Origin of the sequence: Dactylosporangium sp. NPDC049742 (assembly GCF_040674675.1) — a bacterium.
Classification (GTDB): Bacteria; Actinomycetota; Actinomycetes; order Mycobacteriales; family Micromonosporaceae; genus Dactylosporangium; species Dactylosporangium maewongense.
On the sequence record NZ_JBFANF010000043.1, the window covers coordinates 12,608 to 31,081 of the forward strand.

22 protein-coding genes and 1 pseudogene are annotated in these 18,474 nt (G+C 71.8%); 10 read left to right on the top strand and 13 right to left on the bottom strand.

Annotation, left to right across the window (positions count from 1 at the left end; all coding sequences use genetic code 11):
• Positions 1 to 43: 43 nt before the first annotated feature.
• The 3 genes from AB0J72_RS38865 to AB0J72_RS38875 all read left to right on the top strand — a co-directional run bounded on the left by AB0J72_RS38865 (position 44) and on the right by AB0J72_RS38875 (position 2,153).
• Positions 44 to 856, top strand: coding sequence for an SDR family oxidoreductase (locus AB0J72_RS38865; RefSeq protein WP_363408334.1), 813 nt, complete (start codon positions 44 to 46; stop codon positions 854 to 856).
• Between the two features lie 506 nt (positions 857 to 1,362).
• The gene (locus AB0J72_RS38870) at positions 1,363 to 1,653 is read left to right on the top strand and encodes a hypothetical protein (RefSeq protein ID WP_363408337.1); all 291 of its coding nucleotides are present in this window, start codon (positions 1,363 to 1,365) and stop codon (positions 1,651 to 1,653) included.
• An 11-nt stretch (positions 1,654 to 1,664) separates the two neighbouring features.
• On the top strand, positions 1,665 to 2,153 hold the full coding sequence (locus tag AB0J72_RS38875) for an SMI1/KNR4 family protein (protein ID WP_363408340.1): 489 nt from the start codon (positions 1,665 to 1,667) through the stop codon (positions 2,151 to 2,153).
• Positions 2,154 to 2,162: 9 nt separating this feature from the next.
• Here the strand turns inward: AB0J72_RS38875 and AB0J72_RS38880 are convergent, their stop codons facing one another.
• Positions 2,163 to 2,912: a tyrosine-protein phosphatase gene (locus tag AB0J72_RS38880; protein ID WP_363408343.1), complete on the bottom strand. Its 750-nt coding sequence runs from the start codon at positions 2,910 to 2,912 to the stop codon at positions 2,163 to 2,165.
• Positions 2,909 to 4,612, bottom strand: coding sequence for a hypothetical protein (locus AB0J72_RS38885; protein WP_363408346.1), 1,704 nt, complete (start codon positions 4,610 to 4,612; stop codon positions 2,909 to 2,911). Before AB0J72_RS38885 ends, AB0J72_RS38880 begins: the two co-directional genes overlap by 4 nt.
• Positions 4,613 to 4,732: 120 nt before the next feature.
• Here AB0J72_RS38885 and AB0J72_RS38890 point away from each other — a divergent pair, with 120 nt between their 5' ends.
• Positions 4,733 to 5,959 carry a GNAT family N-acetyltransferase gene (locus AB0J72_RS38890; RefSeq protein WP_363408349.1) on the top strand — a complete coding sequence of 409 codons (1,227 nt, stop codon included), beginning with the start codon at positions 4,733 to 4,735 and terminating at the stop codon, positions 5,957 to 5,959.
• Positions 5,960 to 6,665: 706 nt separating this feature from the next.
• On the top strand, positions 6,666 to 7,091 hold the full coding sequence (locus AB0J72_RS38895) for a hypothetical protein (RefSeq protein ID WP_363408352.1): 426 nt from the start codon (positions 6,666 to 6,668) through the stop codon (positions 7,089 to 7,091).
• Positions 7,092 to 7,183: 92 nt separating this feature from the next.
• On the opposite strand, the gene AB0J72_RS38900 is transcribed toward AB0J72_RS38895, so the two are convergent.
• From AB0J72_RS38900 to AB0J72_RS38920, 5 genes are all read right to left on the bottom strand, one after another.
• Positions 7,184 to 7,657, bottom strand: a complete 474-nt coding sequence (locus AB0J72_RS38900; RefSeq protein ID WP_344501488.1) for a ribose-5-phosphate isomerase — start codon at positions 7,655 to 7,657, stop codon at positions 7,184 to 7,186.
• Between the two features lie 13 nt (positions 7,658 to 7,670).
• On the bottom strand, positions 7,671 to 7,859 hold the full coding sequence (locus tag AB0J72_RS38905) for a hypothetical protein (RefSeq protein ID WP_344501489.1): 189 nt from the start codon (positions 7,857 to 7,859) through the stop codon (positions 7,671 to 7,673).
• A 56-nt stretch (positions 7,860 to 7,915) separates the two neighbouring features.
• Positions 7,916 to 9,082, bottom strand: a complete 1,167-nt coding sequence (locus tag AB0J72_RS38910) for a DUF1015 family protein (RefSeq protein WP_363408357.1) — start codon at positions 9,080 to 9,082, stop codon at positions 7,916 to 7,918.
• A 17-nt stretch (positions 9,083 to 9,099) separates the two neighbouring features.
• On the bottom strand, positions 9,100 to 9,276 hold the full coding sequence (locus AB0J72_RS38915; RefSeq protein WP_363408360.1) for a hypothetical protein: 177 nt from the start codon (positions 9,274 to 9,276) through the stop codon (positions 9,100 to 9,102).
• Positions 9,277 to 9,445: 169 nt separating this feature from the next.
• Complete coding sequence (locus AB0J72_RS38920) at positions 9,446 to 9,874, bottom strand: ATP-binding protein (protein WP_363408555.1); 429 nt, start codon at positions 9,872 to 9,874, stop codon at positions 9,446 to 9,448.
• 126 nt (positions 9,875 to 10,000) lie between these two features.
• Between AB0J72_RS38920 and AB0J72_RS38925 the strand changes: the two genes are divergently transcribed.
• Positions 10,001 to 10,933: a cation diffusion facilitator family transporter gene (locus AB0J72_RS38925; RefSeq protein WP_363408363.1), complete on the top strand. Its 933-nt coding sequence runs from the start codon at positions 10,001 to 10,003 to the stop codon at positions 10,931 to 10,933.
• On the opposite strand, the gene AB0J72_RS38930 is transcribed toward AB0J72_RS38925, so the two are convergent.
• From AB0J72_RS38930 to AB0J72_RS38940, 3 genes are read right to left on the bottom strand one after another with little or no spacing between them, the layout of a single operon-like run.
• Positions 10,901 to 11,218: a DUF3817 domain-containing protein gene (locus tag AB0J72_RS38930; protein WP_344501899.1), complete on the bottom strand. Its 318-nt coding sequence runs from the start codon at positions 11,216 to 11,218 to the stop codon at positions 10,901 to 10,903. The two genes, AB0J72_RS38925 and AB0J72_RS38930, sit on opposite strands and share 33 nt — an antisense overlap.
• 13 nt (positions 11,219 to 11,231) lie before the next feature.
• On the bottom strand, positions 11,232 to 11,597 hold the full coding sequence (locus AB0J72_RS38935) for a hypothetical protein (RefSeq protein ID WP_363408366.1): 366 nt from the start codon (positions 11,595 to 11,597) through the stop codon (positions 11,232 to 11,234).
• Between the two features lie 25 nt (positions 11,598 to 11,622).
• A complete protein-coding gene (locus tag AB0J72_RS38940) occupies positions 11,623 to 12,252 on the bottom strand; it encodes a disulfide bond formation protein DsbA (RefSeq protein WP_363408369.1) in 630 nt (209 codons plus the stop codon).
• A 159-nt stretch (positions 12,253 to 12,411) separates the two neighbouring features.
• On the opposite strand from AB0J72_RS38940, the gene pepN reads away from it, so the two are divergent.
• Positions 12,412 to 15,003 carry an aminopeptidase N gene (gene pepN / locus AB0J72_RS38945; RefSeq protein ID WP_363408558.1) on the top strand — a complete coding sequence of 864 codons (2,592 nt, stop codon included), beginning with the start codon at positions 12,412 to 12,414 and terminating at the stop codon, positions 15,001 to 15,003.
• 1,155 nt (positions 15,004 to 16,158) lie between these two features.
• Here the strand turns inward: pepN and AB0J72_RS38950 are convergent.
• Positions 16,159 to 16,563, bottom strand: a complete 405-nt coding sequence (locus AB0J72_RS38950; RefSeq protein WP_354900557.1) for a DUF5130 family protein — start codon at positions 16,561 to 16,563, stop codon at positions 16,159 to 16,161.
• Positions 16,550 to 16,852, bottom strand: a complete 303-nt coding sequence (locus AB0J72_RS38955) for a hypothetical protein (RefSeq protein ID WP_363408372.1) — start codon at positions 16,850 to 16,852, stop codon at positions 16,550 to 16,552. Before AB0J72_RS38955 ends, AB0J72_RS38950 begins: the two co-directional genes overlap by 14 nt.
• Positions 16,853 to 16,911: 59 nt before the next feature.
• Between AB0J72_RS38955 and AB0J72_RS38960 the strand changes: the two genes are divergently transcribed.
• The 3 genes and pseudogenes from AB0J72_RS38960 (at position 16,912) to AB0J72_RS38970 (ending at position 17,924) form a co-directional block, all read left to right on the top strand.
• A complete protein-coding gene (locus AB0J72_RS38960; protein WP_363408375.1) occupies positions 16,912 to 17,067 on the top strand; it encodes a hypothetical protein in 156 nt (51 codons plus the stop codon).
• A 156-nt stretch (positions 17,068 to 17,223) separates the two neighbouring features.
• Positions 17,224 to 17,349: pseudogene (locus AB0J72_RS38965) on the top strand (hypothetical protein); the annotation flags it as partial.
• Positions 17,350 to 17,387: 38 nt separating this feature from the next.
• Positions 17,388 to 17,924 (top strand): hypothetical protein, encoded by a 537-nt coding sequence (locus tag AB0J72_RS38970; protein WP_363408568.1) that lies wholly within the window; start codon positions 17,388 to 17,390, stop codon positions 17,922 to 17,924.
• A gap of 5 nt (positions 17,925 to 17,929) precedes the next feature.
• Here AB0J72_RS38970 and AB0J72_RS38975 read toward each other — a convergent pair whose 3' ends face one another.
• Positions 17,930 to 18,472: an HNH endonuclease gene (locus AB0J72_RS38975; protein ID WP_363408378.1), complete on the bottom strand. Its 543-nt coding sequence runs from the start codon at positions 18,470 to 18,472 to the stop codon at positions 17,930 to 17,932.
• Positions 18,473 to 18,474 lie beyond the last annotated feature (2 nt).

The window sequence follows — 18,474 nt, forward strand, 5'->3', positions numbered from 1 at the left end:
TCGCTCTGTCCCGCGTCGCGTACTCAGCGTCACGATGTCGGGCATGACTCGCCGCTGGCTGATCACCGGATGCTCCACCGGCCTGGGCCGCGCCCTCGCCGAGGCCGTCGCCGCCTCAGGACAGCAGGTCCTCGCCACCGCCCGCCGGCCGTCGACGATCGAGGACCTGCGGGAGGCGTACCCCCGCACGCTCGCCACCTGCGCGCTCGACGTGCGCGACCCCGACGACTGCCACAACGCGATCCACGCCGCCGTCGCCCGCTTCGGCGGCATCGACGTCCTGGTCAACAACGCCGGCTACGGCCACTTCGGCGCCGTCGAGGAGGTCACCGACGCAGAGCTGCAGGCCCAGTTCGCCACCAACCTGTTCGCCCCCTGGCGCCTGACCCGCCTGGTCCTGCCCCTCATGCGCGCCCAGGGCCACGGCGACGTCGTCATGGTCTCCTCGACCGCGGGCCGTCTCGCGTACCCGGGCCTGGGCGCCTACGCCGCCGCCAAGTACGCCCTCGAAGGCATGGTCGAGACTCTCGCCCAGGAGCTCACCGGCACCGGCGTCCACGTCGTCGCCGTCGAGCCGGGCTGCTTCGCCACCGAGTGGGGCACCACCCTGACCGAGTCGGACCACCTCGACACGTACCGCGCGGTCACCGCCCCCATGCTCGCCGGCACCCGCGCCATGAAGGACCTCCCGATGGCCAACCCGCCGTCCCTCTTCGCCACCGAGGTCCTGCGCCTGATCGCCTCCGACGCCCGCCCCACCCGCCTCCCCATCGGCGCCGACGCCTGGCAGTCCCTCCTCGACGCCGCCGCCCGCGACCACACCGCCCTCCTGAACGCCCGCCCCGTCTCCGTCTGACCCCCCGGCACGGCCGGCCGGCGCGGGTGGCATTCATCCCCGCGCAGCCGGTTTGCACTGTATTACCGCACGTAATTGTTTGTGAAGATTTCCAGCGCTTTTTGCCTGCGCACGGTAATCGATACAGTTGACGGCGCTCAGGGCAATCACAATGCGTGCGACAGCGCCCGGATCAGCGAATTTAATCATTGCCCGGGCCGTGCCGGGTGCCGTAGGTTGCGTGGCGTAATCACGACCTACGGGGGTTCAGCATGGCTGCAGATACGATTCCTGCTGCGCGAGAACGGCCAATGAAATCGCGGTTCCTCCGTCGGCCGATTTCGCACCGAGCATTCTGACGGGTCGATCCGGCTGACGGATCCCCGGGCGACCATCTCCGGCGCCCATCCCCGCACCGGCCTCCGGCGCCGACCCCTGCGGCCGTCACCGCGGCCACGACGCCCACGGGCGCCCCATCGCCGGGCAGCGGTCCCGGCGCCGTCGACGACGGCACCGACCACCACGGCGTGATGGACGCCTGGGCGAAGGCCAACATCGCGGGATACAAGTCGCGCGCGGCGGATTCGACGACCATTCGCTTGAGCGAGGCCAACCACGACGCGACCAGAGCGTGGTACCGCGACTGGCTGGAGATCAACTATGGCCGCCGGGTCGGGGTCAGGGTCGACTGGGCGGCGATGAGTCCCCGCGAGGCCTATGCAATGTCGGAAGCCATGTTCGACGTGGCGAACGTGCCGCAGGCCGCCCGCAACGCGTACTACCGTGAGTTCGCGAAGTACATCTATTCGCTGAGTTAGGATTTTTCGCCGTGGACATCGCGACGCTGCTGCGGGCGATCGGGTCGCGGGCCGGATGCCGGGTCTTCCCGGTGTCCGGCCCGGTCCGGGTCGAGCCGCACCACACCGTCCCGCGGGACGTCGCCGACTTCTACGCCGCGTGCGGTGGCGCGGAGCTGTTCGCCGATCAGTTCTTCGGCGCCCTGATCCTGCCGCCGGAGCAGGTGGTCAAGGCCAACCTCGCGATCGTCGGCGAGGAGTTCCCGGACGACCCGTCGGACGCCTGGTATCTCATCGCGAAGACCAACGACAGCGCGTCCTCGGCCATCTCCGCCGACTTCGGCGACGTCCACAACGGCCGCTGCTACGACAGCTACTGGGACCGGCACGGCGTTGCCGGGTCCATGGACGTCGTCGCGAGCAGCTTCACGGACCTGCTCGAGTGGATGCTGCGCGCCGAAGGGCGGGCGCTGCACTGGACCGACCCGTCGTTCCCGGCGCTGGGCGACGCCTACGACTGAGCGGACCGGTCAGGCGACCAGCGCGGCGCGCAGGGCGGACAGGTCGTCGTCCTTCAGGCCGTACGTGCGGGCCCAGTCCTCGATCGAGCCCCAGCGGTCCTTCGCCAGCTCCAGCGTCCGCAGCATCATCGCCGCCTCGGGGGTCCAGTCCAGGACGGAGGCGGGGCGGGGCGGGAGACCGAGGCGGTCGACGACGACCGAGACGCGCTCGTGGATGCGCGGCATCGCGGCGGCCGTGGCGGCGTAGTCGGCGGCGATGACCTCGTCCGGGACGCCCAGGAGGCCGAGGACCACCGCGGCCAGCACGCCGGTGCGGTCGCAGCCGGCCTCGCAGTGGAAGACGGCCGGCAGGGTCGAAGAGGTGGACAGGAGGCGGACGGTGGAGGCGAGGACGTCGCCCTTCTCGGTGAGCATCGCGACGTAGTGGCCCACGAGGTCGGCGGCGCCGCTGACGTCGGCGATCGGGGCGGAGACGTAGTCGACGGGGGCGGTCGCGACGAACCCGCGGCCCAGGTGGGCCACCTCGTACTCGCCGCGCAGGTCGATGACGGTGGCGACGCGCAGGTCCTTCAGGAGGTGGGTGGCGTCGGCGCCGGTGGCGTAGGCGAGGGAGTCGCTGCGGAAGAGGCGGCCGGGGCGGACCGCGCCGCCGGCGGCGGGCAGGCCGCCGAGGTCCCGGAAGTTGATCAGGCCTTCCAGGGTGTGGGTGGTGCGGCGGCGGCGCCAGCGCCTCGCCCGGCCGGGCTGCCAGCGCCTCACCCGGACAGGCCCGTCAGCCAGGTCCAGAACTGCATGAACCAGCCGACCTCGCGCAGGTAGGCGACGCCCGCCCCGGCCAGGAAGAGGCCGGTGAGCGCGTGGGCGCCCTTCGCGCTGCGGCGGATCCGGCCGAAGCGCTGCTCCAGGACGAGCCGGCCGACGAGCCGGGTGAGGGTGAACACGCCCGCGGCGACGGCGAGGACGACCAGGAACGCGATGAACGGGCCGGAGAGGCTGCCGTCGCTGTCCAGCGCCCAGAGGCCCCAGCAGATGAACGCGATGAACGCGCCGGTGCCGGTCAGCTCCCAGCCGATCTTGAGGGTGCGGGCGCGCTCGCCGGGCTCCGGCCGGTACATGGGGCGCTCGATCTCGGGGTCGGCGGGCATCATGCCGGTCGGGTCGGGTGCCGGCCGGTGGACGACCTTGGCCCGGCCGCGCATCTGCGGCACGCCGGCATCGGAGACGGCGACGCCGGTCGCCGCGGGCGACACCGGTACACCGGAAACAGGCGGCGCGGAGACAGGCGGTCCGGAAACGGGCGGCGCGGAGACGGGCGGCGCCGTGTAGAAGGCGGTCGGGGCCGAGGAGCTGGCGCGGAGGGCGACCAGCTCCCGCTCCAGGCGTTCGATGCGCTGGTACGCGTCGGTCTCGGTGCCCGTGACGGACGGCCTGGCCCGGCCGACGGCCCGCGACGTCTCCGACGCCTCCGGCTCGACCCAGTCGCAGCCGACGTCCGGCAGGCCGGACCGGCGCACCAGCTCCGCCAGGTGGGCCAGCCACGACGGCAGCTCGCGGGTGTCGGGGCGCTCCGCCGGGCGGTCAGCGAGCGGCGCGTGCAGGTGGTCCCGCAGGGCCGGGATGCGCTCCAGCAGCGGGTGGCGGCGCAGCACGTTCCACTGCGGCGGCGAGGCCTCCTGCGGGTTGCGCTGGTCGGTGCGGCCGTCGACCCGCGGATACGCGCCGGTGACCAGGAAGTAGGCGACCGCGCCGTAGCCGTGCACGTCGTACGCGGGACCGACGTACTTCACGCCGCCGAACGCCTCCGGTCCGCCGGACTCCGGGGTGTAGGCGATCTGGGTGATCTCCTCCTCGCGGAAGTACCGGGCGCCGGTGAAGTCGATCAGGCGCACCTCGCCGGTCGCGAGGACCATGAGGTTGGACGGCTTGACGTCCATGTGCAGGACGGCGGTCGCGCCGGACTGCTGCGGGTAGTGCAGCGCCTGGAGCACCGACCCGAGCGTCTTGAGCGCGCCGACGGCGTTGAGCCGGCGGCCACCGGGCGCCATGCCGGCCCGCTGCGCGATGTACTCGCGCAGGTTGACCCCGTGCAGGTAGTCGTAGACCTGGTACGGCACGGCGTCACCCGGCGCCGGCCGCTCCCCCGGACGGTGCGGCGGCGGCCCGTAGAAGCCGTCGGCGCGCCGGCAGATGCCGCCGACGCCCCGGTTGTTGAGGTCCATGAGGGCGGCGTCGCCCTTGTCCCACGAGCGCAGCTCGTCGGCGATCGGGCGCTGCGGGTCGATCCGGAAGACCTTCACGGTCATCGGCGCCGACGTCACCCCGCCGCAGATGCGCACCGCTCGATAGACGTCCGCCTGGCCGCCCGAGCCCAGATGGGCGACGAGCCGATAGCGCTGGAACGTCTCCGGCAAAGGGCTCGCCGGACCACACACGAGGTCCAGCAACGCACCCTGCGTCATCGTGCGACTCCCCCCAGACAGACTTTCCGCCCCCGGATACTTGCCGTCGGTCACTTCCGAGAGTAACCACGCCACGAAATCGGTCGCGCTCAGTGGAGGTCACGAGGTAGACACGACTGCGTGACCGGATACTCGCTGCGCGCCGCAACACCCGCCGACCTTCCCGCCATGCGCGAGGTGATCCGGTCCAACTTCAACGGACTCGGCGCCCCCGACCCGGCCAGCAAGCTCCACCTGGTGATCGACCCGGCGCGGTACCTGCTGACCGAGTCGGACGGGCGGATCGTCGGCACCGCCGGCGCGCTCACCCGCGACCTCGCCGTGCCGGGTGCCGTGATCCCCGCCGCTCACGTGACCGCGGTGACCGTCTCCCCCGTGCACACCCGTCAGGGCCTGCTGCGCCGCATGATGACCGAGCAGCTCACCACCGTGCCGGAGGCGGTCGCGGTGCTGTGGGCCTCGGAGGGCCGCATCTACCAGCGGTTCGGCTACGGCCTCGCGTCGCAGAACGTCACCATCCGCGCCGACCGCCGCGAGGTCGCGATCCGCGGCACCATCGGCACCGGCGCGGGCCACGTGCGCGGCGCGGCGCCCACCGAGGTGCTCAAGGAGCTGTCCGAGGTGTACGCCCGGGCGCTCGCCGGCCGGCCCGGCCTGTCCTCCCGCAGCGACGCCTGGTGGACGTTCCTCACCACCGACCTGGAGTCCGAGCGCGACGGGCACACGGCGACGCGTGCCGTGCTGTTCGAGAACGCGGACGGGGTCGTCGACGGGTACACCCGCTACCGCGTCCGCAGCCAGTGGGACGACAACGGCCCGAAGGGCGAGGTCAACGTCGTGGAGCTGGTCGCCGCGACGCCCCACGCCTACGCCGCGCTGTGGCGCTTCCTGCTCGGCGTCGACCTCACCCGCACCGTCGTCATGGGCCTCTCCAGCGTCGACGAGCCGATCTTCCACATGGTCGACGAGCCCCGCCGCCTGGCCGGCAAGATCGGCGACGGCCTGTGGCTGCGGATCGTGGACCTGCCGCGGGCGCTGACCTCCCGCAGGTACGCCGCCCCCGTCGACGTCGTCATCGAGGTCACCGACGCCCTCCTGCCGGCGAACGCGGGCCGCTGGCGCCTGCGCGCCGGCGCCGGCGGCGCCCTGGTCAACTGCTCCCCCACCGACGCCCCGGCCGACCTCACCTGCGACATCCTCGAGCTCGGCGCCGCGTACCTCGGCGGCACGACCCTCGGCGCACTCGCCGCCACCGGCCGCGTCCAGGAGCACCGCCCCGGCGCGGTCGCCGCGGCGAGCACCGCCTTCGGCTGGCACGTCGCCCCCGCATCGATCGAGATCTTCTGATCCCTCTGCTCCGGGGCCCGGAACGGGTAGGGTCTGGGGTGTGGGTGGGATCCAGCGCCGGCGGCGCCGCATGCGGCATCACCAACCGGTGACCACCGACACCCAGCCACCCGTCGTGGACGACCCGGACCCCGCCGCCGACACCGCTCCCGATGCGTCTGCGGCCGATGTACGACCAGCTGCCGCTTCCCCCTCCGAGCCGCCGCCGGCGAACGCGCCCGTGCCGGACCCGGCAACGACGGAAGCGGCGGCAACGGAACCGGCTGTGACGGAAGGTGCGGTGACGGAAGCGGCGACGGCGGAAGCGGCGGTGACGGCCAGGCCCCACGCGCCCGTGCCCCGGCCGCCGATCCACCCCCCGGTCAGCACCCAGCCGACCTCCGGCCCGCCGGCCGCCGCCGCTCAGGCCGCTGTGTCCCCGGCAGATCTCGCATCGACCGGCCGCCCCTCCGGCAACGGCCAGGACGCTCCTTCGCCCCCGACGCTGCCCGGCGGCCCTTCGCAAGAGGCGGGACCGAGCGCCGCGCCTCCGCAAGGGGCAGGACTGAGCACCACGCCTTCGCAGGGAGCGGGACCGGACGCCGCTGCTTCACCGCAAGGGGCAGGACCGAGCACCACGCCTCCGCAGGGAGCGGGACCGGGCGCCGCGCCTCCGCAAGGAGCGGGACCGGGCGCCGCGCCTTCGCGAGGCGCCGAACGGACGCCCGTGCCGAGCGCCGCGCCGACCAGCCCGGCCCCGCCGAGCCCGGCCCAGCTCGCGGAGCTGTCGGGCGCGTTCGCCATGACCGCGAACGTCCACGACCCCGAGACCACGGACACCGACCCCCACCACCACGCGGACCGGCAGCCCGGCAACCCCAAGGACGACCACGACCGCGAACACGATCACCACCACCACGACACCCACCACCATCATCACCACCACGACGAGGTGGTCTCCGAACGCGGCCTGCGCGGCCTCGTCGGCGGCGGCGCGTCCCAGGTGAGCGTCTCCGCCGCCATGCGCGCCCGCGACGCCGCCCGCCCCACCGACGACGACCTCGCCGCCGCCGAGCGCGACCTGCAGATCATCCGCCGCGGCTGGGTCCCCCGCGAAGAACTGACCCGCCCCGGCCACCGCCCCCGCACCTGACCGCCGACGGCGCACAACAAAGACGCGATCTACCCCCGTTTCAGAGATCGAATTGGGGGTGGATCGCGCAGCGTCGATTCGGAAAGGGGCTGTCAGGACTCGGGCAGGGGCGGCAGGACGCGGGTGGTGTCGTAGTCCAGGACCTGCGCGATCCGGCGGGCGTGCCGCTCGTTGCCGGAGAAGGACGTGGACAGGAACGCCGTCACGAGGGCGGTGGCCTCGTCGAGCGTGTGCTGGCGGGCGCCGACGGCCACGATGTTGGCGTCGTTGTGCTCGCGGCCGAGGCGGGCGGTGTCCAGGTTCCAGGCCAGGGCGGCCCTGACCCCGAGGACCTTGTTGGCCGCGATCTGCTCCCCGTTGCCCGAGCCGCCGATGACGACGCCGAGGCTGCCGGGGTCGGCGACGACGCGGGCGCCGGTGTGGAAGCAGAAGGCCGGGTAGTCGTCGTCGGGGTCGAACTTCGCCGGGCCGACGTCGACGACCTCGTAGCCCTGCAGCTGCAGGGCGCCGACCAGGTGCACTTTCAGCTCATAGCCGGCATGGTCCGAACCAAGATAGACGCGCATACCGGGAAGTCTGTCAGAACTGGATCAGACCCAGGCAGGAACCCACCACCAGCGCGAAACCGACGAAGAGCAGCCCGGACACCCATCCGGCGGTGGCGCCACCGGTGAGGCCCCAGTGCCGCCGCCGGTCCCAGACGAGGGCGGCGGCGGCAAAGGCGCCGATACCGAAGGCGGCGACCATCGCCGCGATGAAGATCTGCATGTGCACACCCCAGGCCGTAGACGAAGCGGCCTAGTGTCTACCACGATCGGGTGAAGCTACGACAGTTGGGCGACGACCAGCCCGGCGCGTGCTTTCGGGGTGAACCAGGTGCTCTTGCGCGGCATCTTCTGCCGGGCGAGGTTGACCGCGACGAAGTCGTCGACGGTGACGGGGGCGATGAGCACGGCCAGCTCGGCGCGGCCCGCGTCCACCTCGTCACGCAGCCACGACGCGGGGTAGTCGCCGCCGACGTACGTGATGCGCTTGTCGCCCGGGTCGAGGCCGAGGGTCTCGGCGAAGAGCCGGCGCTCGACCAGGGCATGGTCGAGGTTGTCGATGACGCCGCCGTCCGCGTCGCGGGGAAGCTCGACGGACCAGGCGCCGTCCCGCGTGTACAGGTGGACCCGCCCACCGGAGGCCGGCACCTCGGCGGCGTCCAGCGCGGTACCGCCGAACGAAACGCCGGCGGGGATCTCGGAGACCAGGCGGTTGTAGGGCTGGATCGCCACCGACTCGGGCGTGGTGACCACGGCGAGGAAGCGCGGGTAGCCCGCGGTCTGCGCGGCGAGGCTGCGGTGGTTGCCGTCGGCGACGACGAGCTCACCACCGCCGGCCAGCGCCAGGAGCCGGTCGCGGGTCGTGCCGGCGCCGACGGCCCAGATCTCGTGGCTGCGGCCGGCGGGGTCGACGTCGGTGACCGCGGGGCTGCCGGCGTGGGTGACGGCCTGGGCGATGGCCGCGTGCAGCGCCTCGCCGTGCGCGGTCTGCAGCAGGAGCACCGGCGACAGCAGGTGCTGGGTGGCCTCGGCGAGGGCGACCCGCTCGCGGACCTTCTCGATGAAGACGTCCTCGTTGCGGATCACGGCGCCGGGCTCGTCGGCGCTGGTGGAGATCTGGTCGGTGCCGACCATGCACCACAGGCCGTAGGCCCGGGCGCCGTCGGGTGAGGTGATCCGGTACAGCACGACCACGTCGTCGGCGGCGGTGTAGTGCCCGGCGTCCTTGGCCGCCTGGAGGCGGCTCACGGCGTCGGGGAGGCTGTCGGTGAAGGAGCGGCCGACATTGTCCGGCGCCCGGTGGGGCATCTCGATGGCGAGCGCGCTGGACGGGTTGGCCGCGATGATCGCGGTGATCTCCGCGTCGTCGGCGAACTCGTCGTAGTTCTGCGCGCCGGTGCCTCCGGCGGACAGCCAGGCGTGGGCGATCGGGTACGCAACCGTCATGAACGAAACGGTATAGCTCAGACATCCCGCGGGGAGGTGCGGGGGACGGTGCGTCCCGCGATGGTGGACGCGCTGACCACGACCGGTGGGGCCAGCAGCGCGATGACGTCGTCGGGCAGGTCGGGCAGCTCCTGCTTCCAGGCGCGTTCCTGCACGGTCCAGCGGGTCTCGACGGGCAGAGTCGGCGTGGTCATGGTGTTGAGCCCTCCGGCTTCGTGGGGTGACGTTGCACACTGCGCAACGGTGCCCAGATGTGCCGGAGTCGCACCGGCTGTGCGGCTCCAGTGCAGACCCACGCGCCGATCGACGGCACGGTTCTGTCCAGAAATCACCAGGACGGGCAGGAACGATCAAAAGGTGAGGTCAGACGGTCGCCGGGGTCACCCTCGTCAGCATCTTCACGATCCGCAGCGCCACCCCGTGCGGCTGGTGGCGGCGCAGCTCGACCATGTCCGCGAGGGCGTGGATGATCCGCAGCCCGCGGCCGTTCTCCGCGATGTCGGGATCCGCGGACGGTTCGGACTCCGGGGAGGCGGCGGCGACGTCGGACATCCCGATCCCCTCGTCGACCACGTCGATGACGCAGCGGTCCTCGTGGATCGTGACGGTGACCTGGTAGTCGGCGCCGGCGTGCTGTACGGCGTTGGCGCAGGCCTCCCCGACGGCGAGCCCGATGTCGTCGCGGCAGTCCCGGGTGACGGAGAACACGCCCAGCGCGGCGTCGAGAACGCGGCGGGTCAGCGGGACGGTGGACCGATCGCGTGGCAACGAGAGCGTCAGCTGGATTTCCATGCCCACGGACCAGCCCTCCTTCATCGCACTGCAACGTCGTACTGACTAGATGCCCCGGCTCGCGGTGACAGAAACGGCGCCGCAACCGCTGCCGTCATATAGCGAAGCACGCATAAGATGGCTGGCATGGGGCACGACCACGATCACGAGCACCACCACGCCCCGTCGGCCGACGCCGACCGGCGGCTGCTGGGTGTCGCGCTGGCGCTGATCACCGGCTTCATGGCGGTCGAGGTGACCGTCGGCGTCGTGGTCGACTCGCTGGTGCTGCTGTCCGACGCGGCGCACATGCTGTCGGACGCCGCGGCGATCGCCCTCGCCCTGTTCGCGACCCGGCTGGCGGCGCGGCCGCCGTCGGGCGGGTTCACGTTCGGGCTGAAGCGCGCCGAGATCCTCTCCGCGCAGGCGAACGGGCTGACCCTGCTCCTGCTGGCCGTCTGGATCGGCTACGAGTCGGTGGTCCGGCTGGCGCACCCGCCGTCGGTCGGCGGCGGCGCGGTCCTGGTCACCGCCCTGGCGGGCGCCGCCGTCAACCTGCTGGTGGTGTGGATCCTCCGCCGGGCCGACCGCTCCAGCCTCAACGTCGAGGGCGCGTTCCAGCACGTACTGACGGACCTGTTCGCCTTCGTCGCGGCGGCCGTGGCCGGTCTGGTCGTGCTGCTCACCGGCTTCCACCGGGCCGACGCGATCGCCTCGCTGGTGGTGGCGGCGCTGATGGTGCGCTCAGGGCTCGGCCTGGTCCGCGAGTCGGGGCGGATCTTCCTGGAGGCGGCGCCGGCCGGGCTGGACCCGGCGGCGCTCGGCCGCGAGCTGGTCGGCGTGCCGGGCGTGGTCGAGCTGCACGACCTGCACGTCTGGCAGGTCACCTCCGGCTATCCGGCGCTGTCCGCGCACGTGCTGGTGGCGCCGTCGGGCGACTGCCACGCGGTGCGCGAGGCGATCGAGGAGCGGCTCCGGGAGCGGTACGCGATCGAGCACACGACGCTGCAGGTCGACCACACGCTCGACACCGAGCACTGCGCCGACTCACACGGCGCTTCCTACAAGAGGTCGGGCTGACTGGACCCGGCGGGTCACGACCCGCTCGGCCACGAACGACAGGAACGGCACCGTGCCGGCCAGCAGCACCAGCAGGGTGAAGCCGAGCTTGAACTTCGCGCGGCGGGCCAGGTCGGCGGCGAGCACCAGGTAGGCCATGTAGAGGAAGCCGTGCGCGGGGCCGACGAGCGCCACGATCGTCTCCTCGTCGGCGGCGTACTTCAGTACGGTGCCGACGGTGAGCACGACCAGCAGCACGCCGACGATCCAGGCGATGATCCGGAAGCGCACGAGCGCGTTGTTCAAGGGCACGGGAACCTCATCCTGGGAAGTCGCCGGGGCGGCGGTCGGGGTTGGCGGCGAGCCAGGCCAGCATGCGGTTGTACTCGGCGAGCTCTGGATCATCGTCGGCGGTGGCGGGCTGGGGCGCGGGCCGCGCGGCCCTGGGGCGCAGCGGCTCCTGGGTCTTCACGGGCCTCGGCCCGAGGACGTCCCGGACGGCCCGCACCCACAAAAACACCACAAAAAGCGCAAACAGCGGCCACTGTACGGTGTAAGCCCAGCTCAGCATGTTGCCGGCGGCCGCCCGCTGATACTGCCAGCGACCGGCGAGCAGGCACACGGCCACCCCGGCGAGCGCCAGGACATGCCAGAGCACCCACCGAGGAGTCAGGAACCGCCGCACAGGTAGGCAGCCTACCGCTTCCGCATCAGTCGAAGACCGGCCCCACGTCGCGGGTCCGCTTGATCTCGTAGAAGCCGGGCGTGCCGGCGACCAGGAGCGTGCCGTCCCACAGCCGGCCGGCGGCCTCACCCTTCGGCGCCGGGGTGACGACCGGGCCGAAGAACGCGATCAGCTTGCCGTCCTCGCCCGGCACGTGGATGACGGGCGTGCCGACGTCCATGCCGACCGGGTTCATGCCGGCGAAGTGGCTCTCCCGCAGCTGCTCGTCGAACTCGGTGGAGTCGGCGTACTCGGCGAGCTGCGCCGGCAGGCCGGCCTCGACGAGCGCGGCCTCGTACAGCTCCGGGCCGAGCTCCTGCTTCTCGTGGTGGATCCGGGTGCCGAGCGCCGTGTACAGCGGGCGGAGCACGTCGTTGCCGAACTTCTGCTCGGCGGCGATCGCCACCCGGACCGGCCCCCAACCCTTGGCCAGACCCTCTTTGTATCGGGCCGGCAGATCGTCGCGACCCTCGTTGAGGATCGACAGACTCATGACATGAAACCGCACGTCAACTGGGCGAACCTGCTCCACGTGGAGCAGCCAGCGGGAGGTGATCCAGGCCCACGGGCACCGCGGGTCGAACCACATGTCTGCGATGATGCGCTCTTCTGCCATTGGCGGCGACACCTCACTCGAAAGGCCCTACAGCAACGCTACTGAAAGAGTCGGGAATCCGATTCGATCCTTACGTCCCGTAGGCCTCGGGTGCCAGGCGAGCTTGGGGTGACCTGAGCCACTCCTCCGGTGTCCGCCATGGACGTGGAAGACTCTGAGATGGCGCCGTCGACGGGGACGGCCACAGCGAACGACAGGAGACGACACGTGGCCGGTGTACGCAACCTACGCCAGGTTGAGGCGGTCGACCGGGCCCGCCTGCTCGACGTTGCGGCGTACGACATCAGTCTCGACCTGACGGACGGCGCCGGTTACCCAGGTGAGGGCACGTTCCGCACGACCACCGAGGTGCGCTTCTCGTGCACCGAGCCGGGTGCGGAGACCTTCATCGAGCTGGCCGTCACGGAGGTGCTCAGCGCGACGCTCAACGGCGCCGTCGTGGACACGTCCGCGTGGTCCCCGCAGACCGGGCTGCGCCTGCCCGGCCTCGCCGCCACCAACATCCTCGTCGTCGAGGCCGTGGGCACCTACTCGACGACCGGCCAGGGGCTGCACCGCAGCGTCGACCCGGTCGACAAGGAGGTGTACCTGTACAGCCAGTTCGAGACGACCGACGCGCAGCGGGTCTACGCCTGCTTCGACCAGCCAGACCTGAAGGCCAGCTTCACGTTCCACGTGACGGCGCCGGCGCACTGGCGGGTCATCTCCAACATGTCGCCGGAGCGGCGCGACGGCCTCACCGTGCACTTCCCGCCCACGCCGCGGATGAGCACCTACGTGACGGCGATCTGCGCCGGCCCGTACCACGAGGTCCGCGACAGCCACGACGGGATCGACCTGGGCGTCTTCTGCCGGCAGTCGATGAAGCAGTACCTGGACGCCGACGACATCCTGCTGATCACCAAGCAGGGCTTCGACTTCTTCCACCAGGAGTTCGGCATCCGGTACCCGCTGCCGAAGTACGACCAGGTGTACTCGCCGGAGTTCAACGCCGGCGCGATGGAGAACTTCGGCTGCGTCGTGCACGCCGAGCAGCACTACATCTTCCGCTCCCCGGTCACCGACTTCGAGTACGAGCAGCGCGCCAACACGATCCTGCACGAGCTCGCCCACATGTGGTTCGGCGACCTCGTCACCATGCGCTGGTGGGACGACCTGTGGCTCAACGAGTCGTTCGCGGAGTGGGCCAGCCACTGGTGCAACACCCGCGCGACCCGCTTCACCGACGCGTGGACGACGTTCCTGTCCATCCGCAAGAACTGGGGCTACCGGCAGGACCAGCTGTCCTCCACCCACCCCGTCTACTGCGAGATGCCCGACGTCGAGGCGGTCGAGGTCAACTTCGACGGCATCACCTACGCCAAGGGCGCCAGCGTCGTCAAGCAGCTCGTCGCGTACGTCGGGATCGAGGCCTTCACGACCGGCCTCCGCGCGTACTTCCAGCAGCACCAGTGGGGCAACGCCACGTTCGACGACCTGCTGTCGGCCCTGGAGACCGCCTCCGGCAAGGAGCTGCGCAAGTTCGCCGCGCAGTGGCTGGAGACCGCGCAGGTCAACACCCTGCGCCCCGAGCTGACCATCGCCGCCGACGGCACGTACGAGCAGGTCATCGTCGTGCAGGAGGCGCCCGCCGCCTACCCGACGCTGCGCACCCACCGCATCGGCATCGGCCTGTACGACGTGACCGACACGGGCCTGGTCCGCCGCGAGCTGATCGAGGCCGACGTCGACGGCGAGCGCACCGAGATCACCACCCTCGCCGGCCGCCCCGCCGCCGACGTCCTGCTGCTCAACGACGACGACCTCACGTACGCGAAGCTGCGCCTGGACCCGCGCTCGATGGACACCGTCGCCGACCACATCCTCGGCATGGACAACTCCCTGGCCCGGGCGCTGGTCTGGACCGCGGCGTGGGACATGGTCCGCGACGCCGAGCTCGCCGTGCGCGACTACATCAAGCTGGTCGCGTCGGGCCTGCCCGCCGAGCGCGACATCAACCTGGTCACCGCGACCATCCGGCAGGCGCAGTCGGCGCTGGTCTTCTACGCCGACCCGGCCTGGGCCGCGGAAGGCTGGCGCGTCCTCGCCGCCACCGCCCGGGTCGCCCTCCGCGACGCCGAGCCCGGCAGCGGCTTCCAGCTCGCCTGGGCCCGCTCGTTCGCCGCGGCGGCCCGTACCCCCGAAGACCTCGCGGTGCTGACGGGCTGGCTGGACGGCGTCGACGTCCCCTCCGGTCTCACCATCCAGGCGGACCTTCGCTGGGGCATCCTGCACGCCCTCATCGCCAACGGCGCGGCCGACCCGGCCCAGATCGAGACCGAACTCGACCGCGACCGCACGGCCAGCGGCGAGCGCCAGGCCGCCCTCGCCCGCGCCCTCGTCCCGACCGCCGAGGCGAAGACCGAGACCTGGCGCCGCCTGGTCGAGGACCACCACCTGCCGAACTGGCTGCAGCGGTCGCTGCTGCAGGGCTTCCAGCACTCGGCCCAGGTGTCCCTCACCGCACCGTTCCTGCCCGCGTTCTTCGACGCCCTCACGACCGTCTGGGAGAACCGCGACTCGGAGCCGGCCGCCGAGTTCGTCGAGCTCGGCTACCCGTCGTTCCAGGTCAGCGAGGACACGGTCGCCCGCACGGAGGCGTGGCTCGCCGAGCCCGGCCGGCCCGCCCCGCTGCGCCGCCTGGTCGGCGAGGGCCGCGACGGCATCGTCCGCGCCCTGAAGGCCCGCGCCAGGGACGCCGCCGCCGGCTGACCCGCTCGTTCCCCGAAGGACGGACCCAGCCACCCGGCCGGGTCCGTCCTTCCTTTTGTCCCGCCCGGCCGCACCGGCCCCATGATCCGGAAGCCTCCGTGCCTCCAGCACCGCACAGCCTCTACCGGAACACGGACCACAACGCACGAGGCTTCCGCGACGCGGACGCAGCTCTCGCGACGCAGACGTTGGTCAATGCCCCGGAATGTCCCTTTTCCGGATCAACGTTGCGCGGTCCACCTTGGTTTTAGAGATCAAACTGGGGGTGGATCGCGCAACCTCGATGCGCAAAGAGCCGCAAAGCGGGGCATTGACCAACGTCTGTCAACGGCGGCGCGGCGAGCACCCGGGGGTTGCCGCCCCCGCAAACGAGAGCCGCCACCGGCCGGGCTGACGCCACAGCGAGCAAGAACCACCACGGACCGAGCCGCCAGAGCGAGCGAGAGCCGCCGCCGCCGACCGACCCACCACCGCAGCGAGCGAGAGTCGCCACCGGCCGGGCTGACGCCACAGCGAGCAAGAAACCACCACGGACCCAGCCGCCTGAGCGAGCGAGAGCCGCCGCCGACCGACCACCACCGCAGCGAGCGAGAGCCGCCGCCGACCGACCACTACGGCGGACAAGAGCCACCACAAGCCGGACCGGCGCCGCAGCGAGCAAGAGCCACCACGGACCGAGCCGCCAGAGCGAGCAAGGGCCGCCGCGGGGTTGATCGCATAGCCTCGATGCGCGAAAGCCACAAAGCGGGGCATTGATCAATGCCTGTCGGCGTGGTGGCGCGAGCAACCGGGGTTGCCGCCCCGCAACCGAGAGCCGCCGTAGGCCGGGCCGCCGCTACAACGAACAAGAGCCGCCCCAAGCCGGGCCGCCCGCCGCAGCGGGCAAGAACCACCGCAGGCCGGGCCTCAGCCACAACGAGCGAAAGCCGCGCAAGCCGGGCCGCGGCCACAGCGAACAAGCTGTCGGCACAGCGGACAAGAGCCGCCGGGGATCGAGCTGTGGCGCGGGTGGCCGTGATCTGGTTGAGGTTTGTGGCGCGGCCTGCACGAGATCTCGGTGGATGACGCGCGGGGCGGTGAGGGGCGGAAAAGCGCGTGCGGCGGGTCCCCCGTAAGCAGGGGGCCCGCCGCGCGTGCGGAAGAGCGGTGGTGCGGTCAGTGGCGGCCGGCGTGGTCGGCGAGCTGGGACAGGCCGGCGACCAGGCCGCCGGCCAGGTCGCCGCCGCCGAAGGCGGCCGCCATGGACAGGGCGGCCAGCTTGGCCGCGCGGTCCGGGAGGCGGCGGCGTGCCTCGCCGCCGGTGATGATCTCGAGGATGCGCTGGTTGGGCGACACCGCGATGAGCACGGAGTGGGGCGGGTCGGCGAGCTGGCCGTGCAGCTGCTCGGCGTGGCCGCGGACCGGCTCGTCGAGGTCGCCGACGTAGATGCTGAAGGTGAGGCCGGTCGAGGAGTCGGCCAGGCGCAGCGCCTCGTCGAGGCGCAGCAGCTGGCGCGTGGTGAACGGCCCGTTGAGGACGTCGGGCTGGCCCTTCAGGCCAGCTCCGTTACCACCGGTCACTTGCGCCTCCCATGGCGTGCGGCTGCGCCCGGTCGCCGGACCACTCGGTCACGGCCGGCGCACCCGCGGTCAGCTCGGCCCGCCGCGCGCCGGTGAGCTCGCGGGCCTTGGCCGCCTGCGTCACCTGCTCGGGCACGGACAGGAACCAGACCGGCGTGAAGTCGAACGGCCGGCCCGGCCGGTAGCGCCGGGCGCGCCGGGCACCGCCGGCGTAGTTGGCGCCCGCGATGAGCACGATGACCACGGCCGGGATGCCGGCGAAGATCAGCGTCGTCTCGATGATGGACAAGCTCAACGCCCCCAGGCGTCGAAGGGACTAAAAGACCGGCTTCACGTTAGCGGTCCACGATGACCAGCGCGTTGCCGGGGGTCTTGCCGATCTTCGCAGACGATACCGTCGGGGCCATGGACCTCAGCCGCCAGTATGCCGAAACGCGTGACGCACAGGACCCGATCGGTCACTTCCGCACGCGTTTCCACATCGCCGACGAGCAGCTCGTGTAGTTCGACGGCAGCTCGCTCGGCCGGCTTCCGCTCACGACGCGTGACCGGCTGCGCGAGGCGGTCGACCAGGAATGGGGCGGCGAGCTGGTCCGCGGCTGAGACAGGTGGATCGACCCGGCGCGGGTCGCCCGGGCGCTGGACGACGACGTGGCGCTGGTGTGCCTGTCGCATGTGGCGTACCGGTCGGGCGCGATCGCCGACATGGTGGCGATCACCACTGCCGCGCACCGGGTGGGGGCCCTCACACTGTGGGATCTGTGCCACTCCGCCGGTTCGGTGCCGGTGCCGCTGCGGGAGTCGGGGGCAGACCTGGCGGTCGGGTGCACGTACAAGTACCTCAACGCGGGGCCCGGCGCGACCTGCAGCAGCGGCTGCGCCAGCCGATCTGGGGCTGGTTCGGCCAGCGGGACCAGTTCGCCATGGGCGCCGGCTACGACCCGGTCGAGTCGATCGGGCGCTTCCAGGTCGGTACGCCGCCGATCCTCGGCGGATACGCCGCGCTGGAGGGCGCCAGGATCACCGCCGAGGCCGGCATCCGGAGCCTGTACGACAAGAGCGCCGAGCTCACCTCGTACGCCATCCAACTCAGCGACGGGCTGACGCTGGCCTCCCCCGTGGATCCGGCACGGAGGGGCTCGCACGTGACGTTCCACCACCCGCAGGCGTGGCAGATCTGCCAGGCGCTGAAGGCGGCCGGGGTCGTCCCCGACTTCCGGACGCCGGAGCGGCTGCGGATCGGGCTGGCGCCGCTGTACACCCGCTTCGTGGACGTGTGGGAGGGCATGGCGCGGCTGCGCGACATCCTGACCAGCGGCTCCTACCGTGCGTTCGCAGCAGCCGCCGGCCGGGTGACGTGATGCGGTCAGGCCGCGAGCTGCGGGCTGTCCATCGGCATGTCGAGCCAGTCGGCCCAGCGCGGGTCGGGGGTGCGGTGACCGAGGACCCGCCACGCGACGCCCTTGGGCGCATGTGGGCTGGCAAGCAAACGCCAGCCGAGTTCGGCTGGCGTTTTGTCACCTTTGGTGTGGTTGCAGCGGGCGCAGGCGGCGACCACGTTGTCCCAGGCGTGCCGCCCGCCACGACTGCGTGGCATCACGTGGTCGATGGTCTCGGCCGGGCCGCGGCAGTAGGCGCACCGCCAGCCGTCGCGGGCGAAGATGCCCCGGCGCGACAGGCCTATGTGCGTGCGGTACGGAACTCGCACGTAGCGCGTGAGCCTGACCACGGAAGGCACCGGAAGCTCGTTCATCGCACTGTGCAGGATGCCCTCACCGTCAGCGACGCAGACCGCCTTCGAAGTGAGGACCAGGATGGTGGCACGTCTGACAGACACGACACACAGCGGCTCGTAGGTGGCATTCAAAACCAGCGCACCCGATACTCGTGCGGGTCGTATGTCAGGCATCG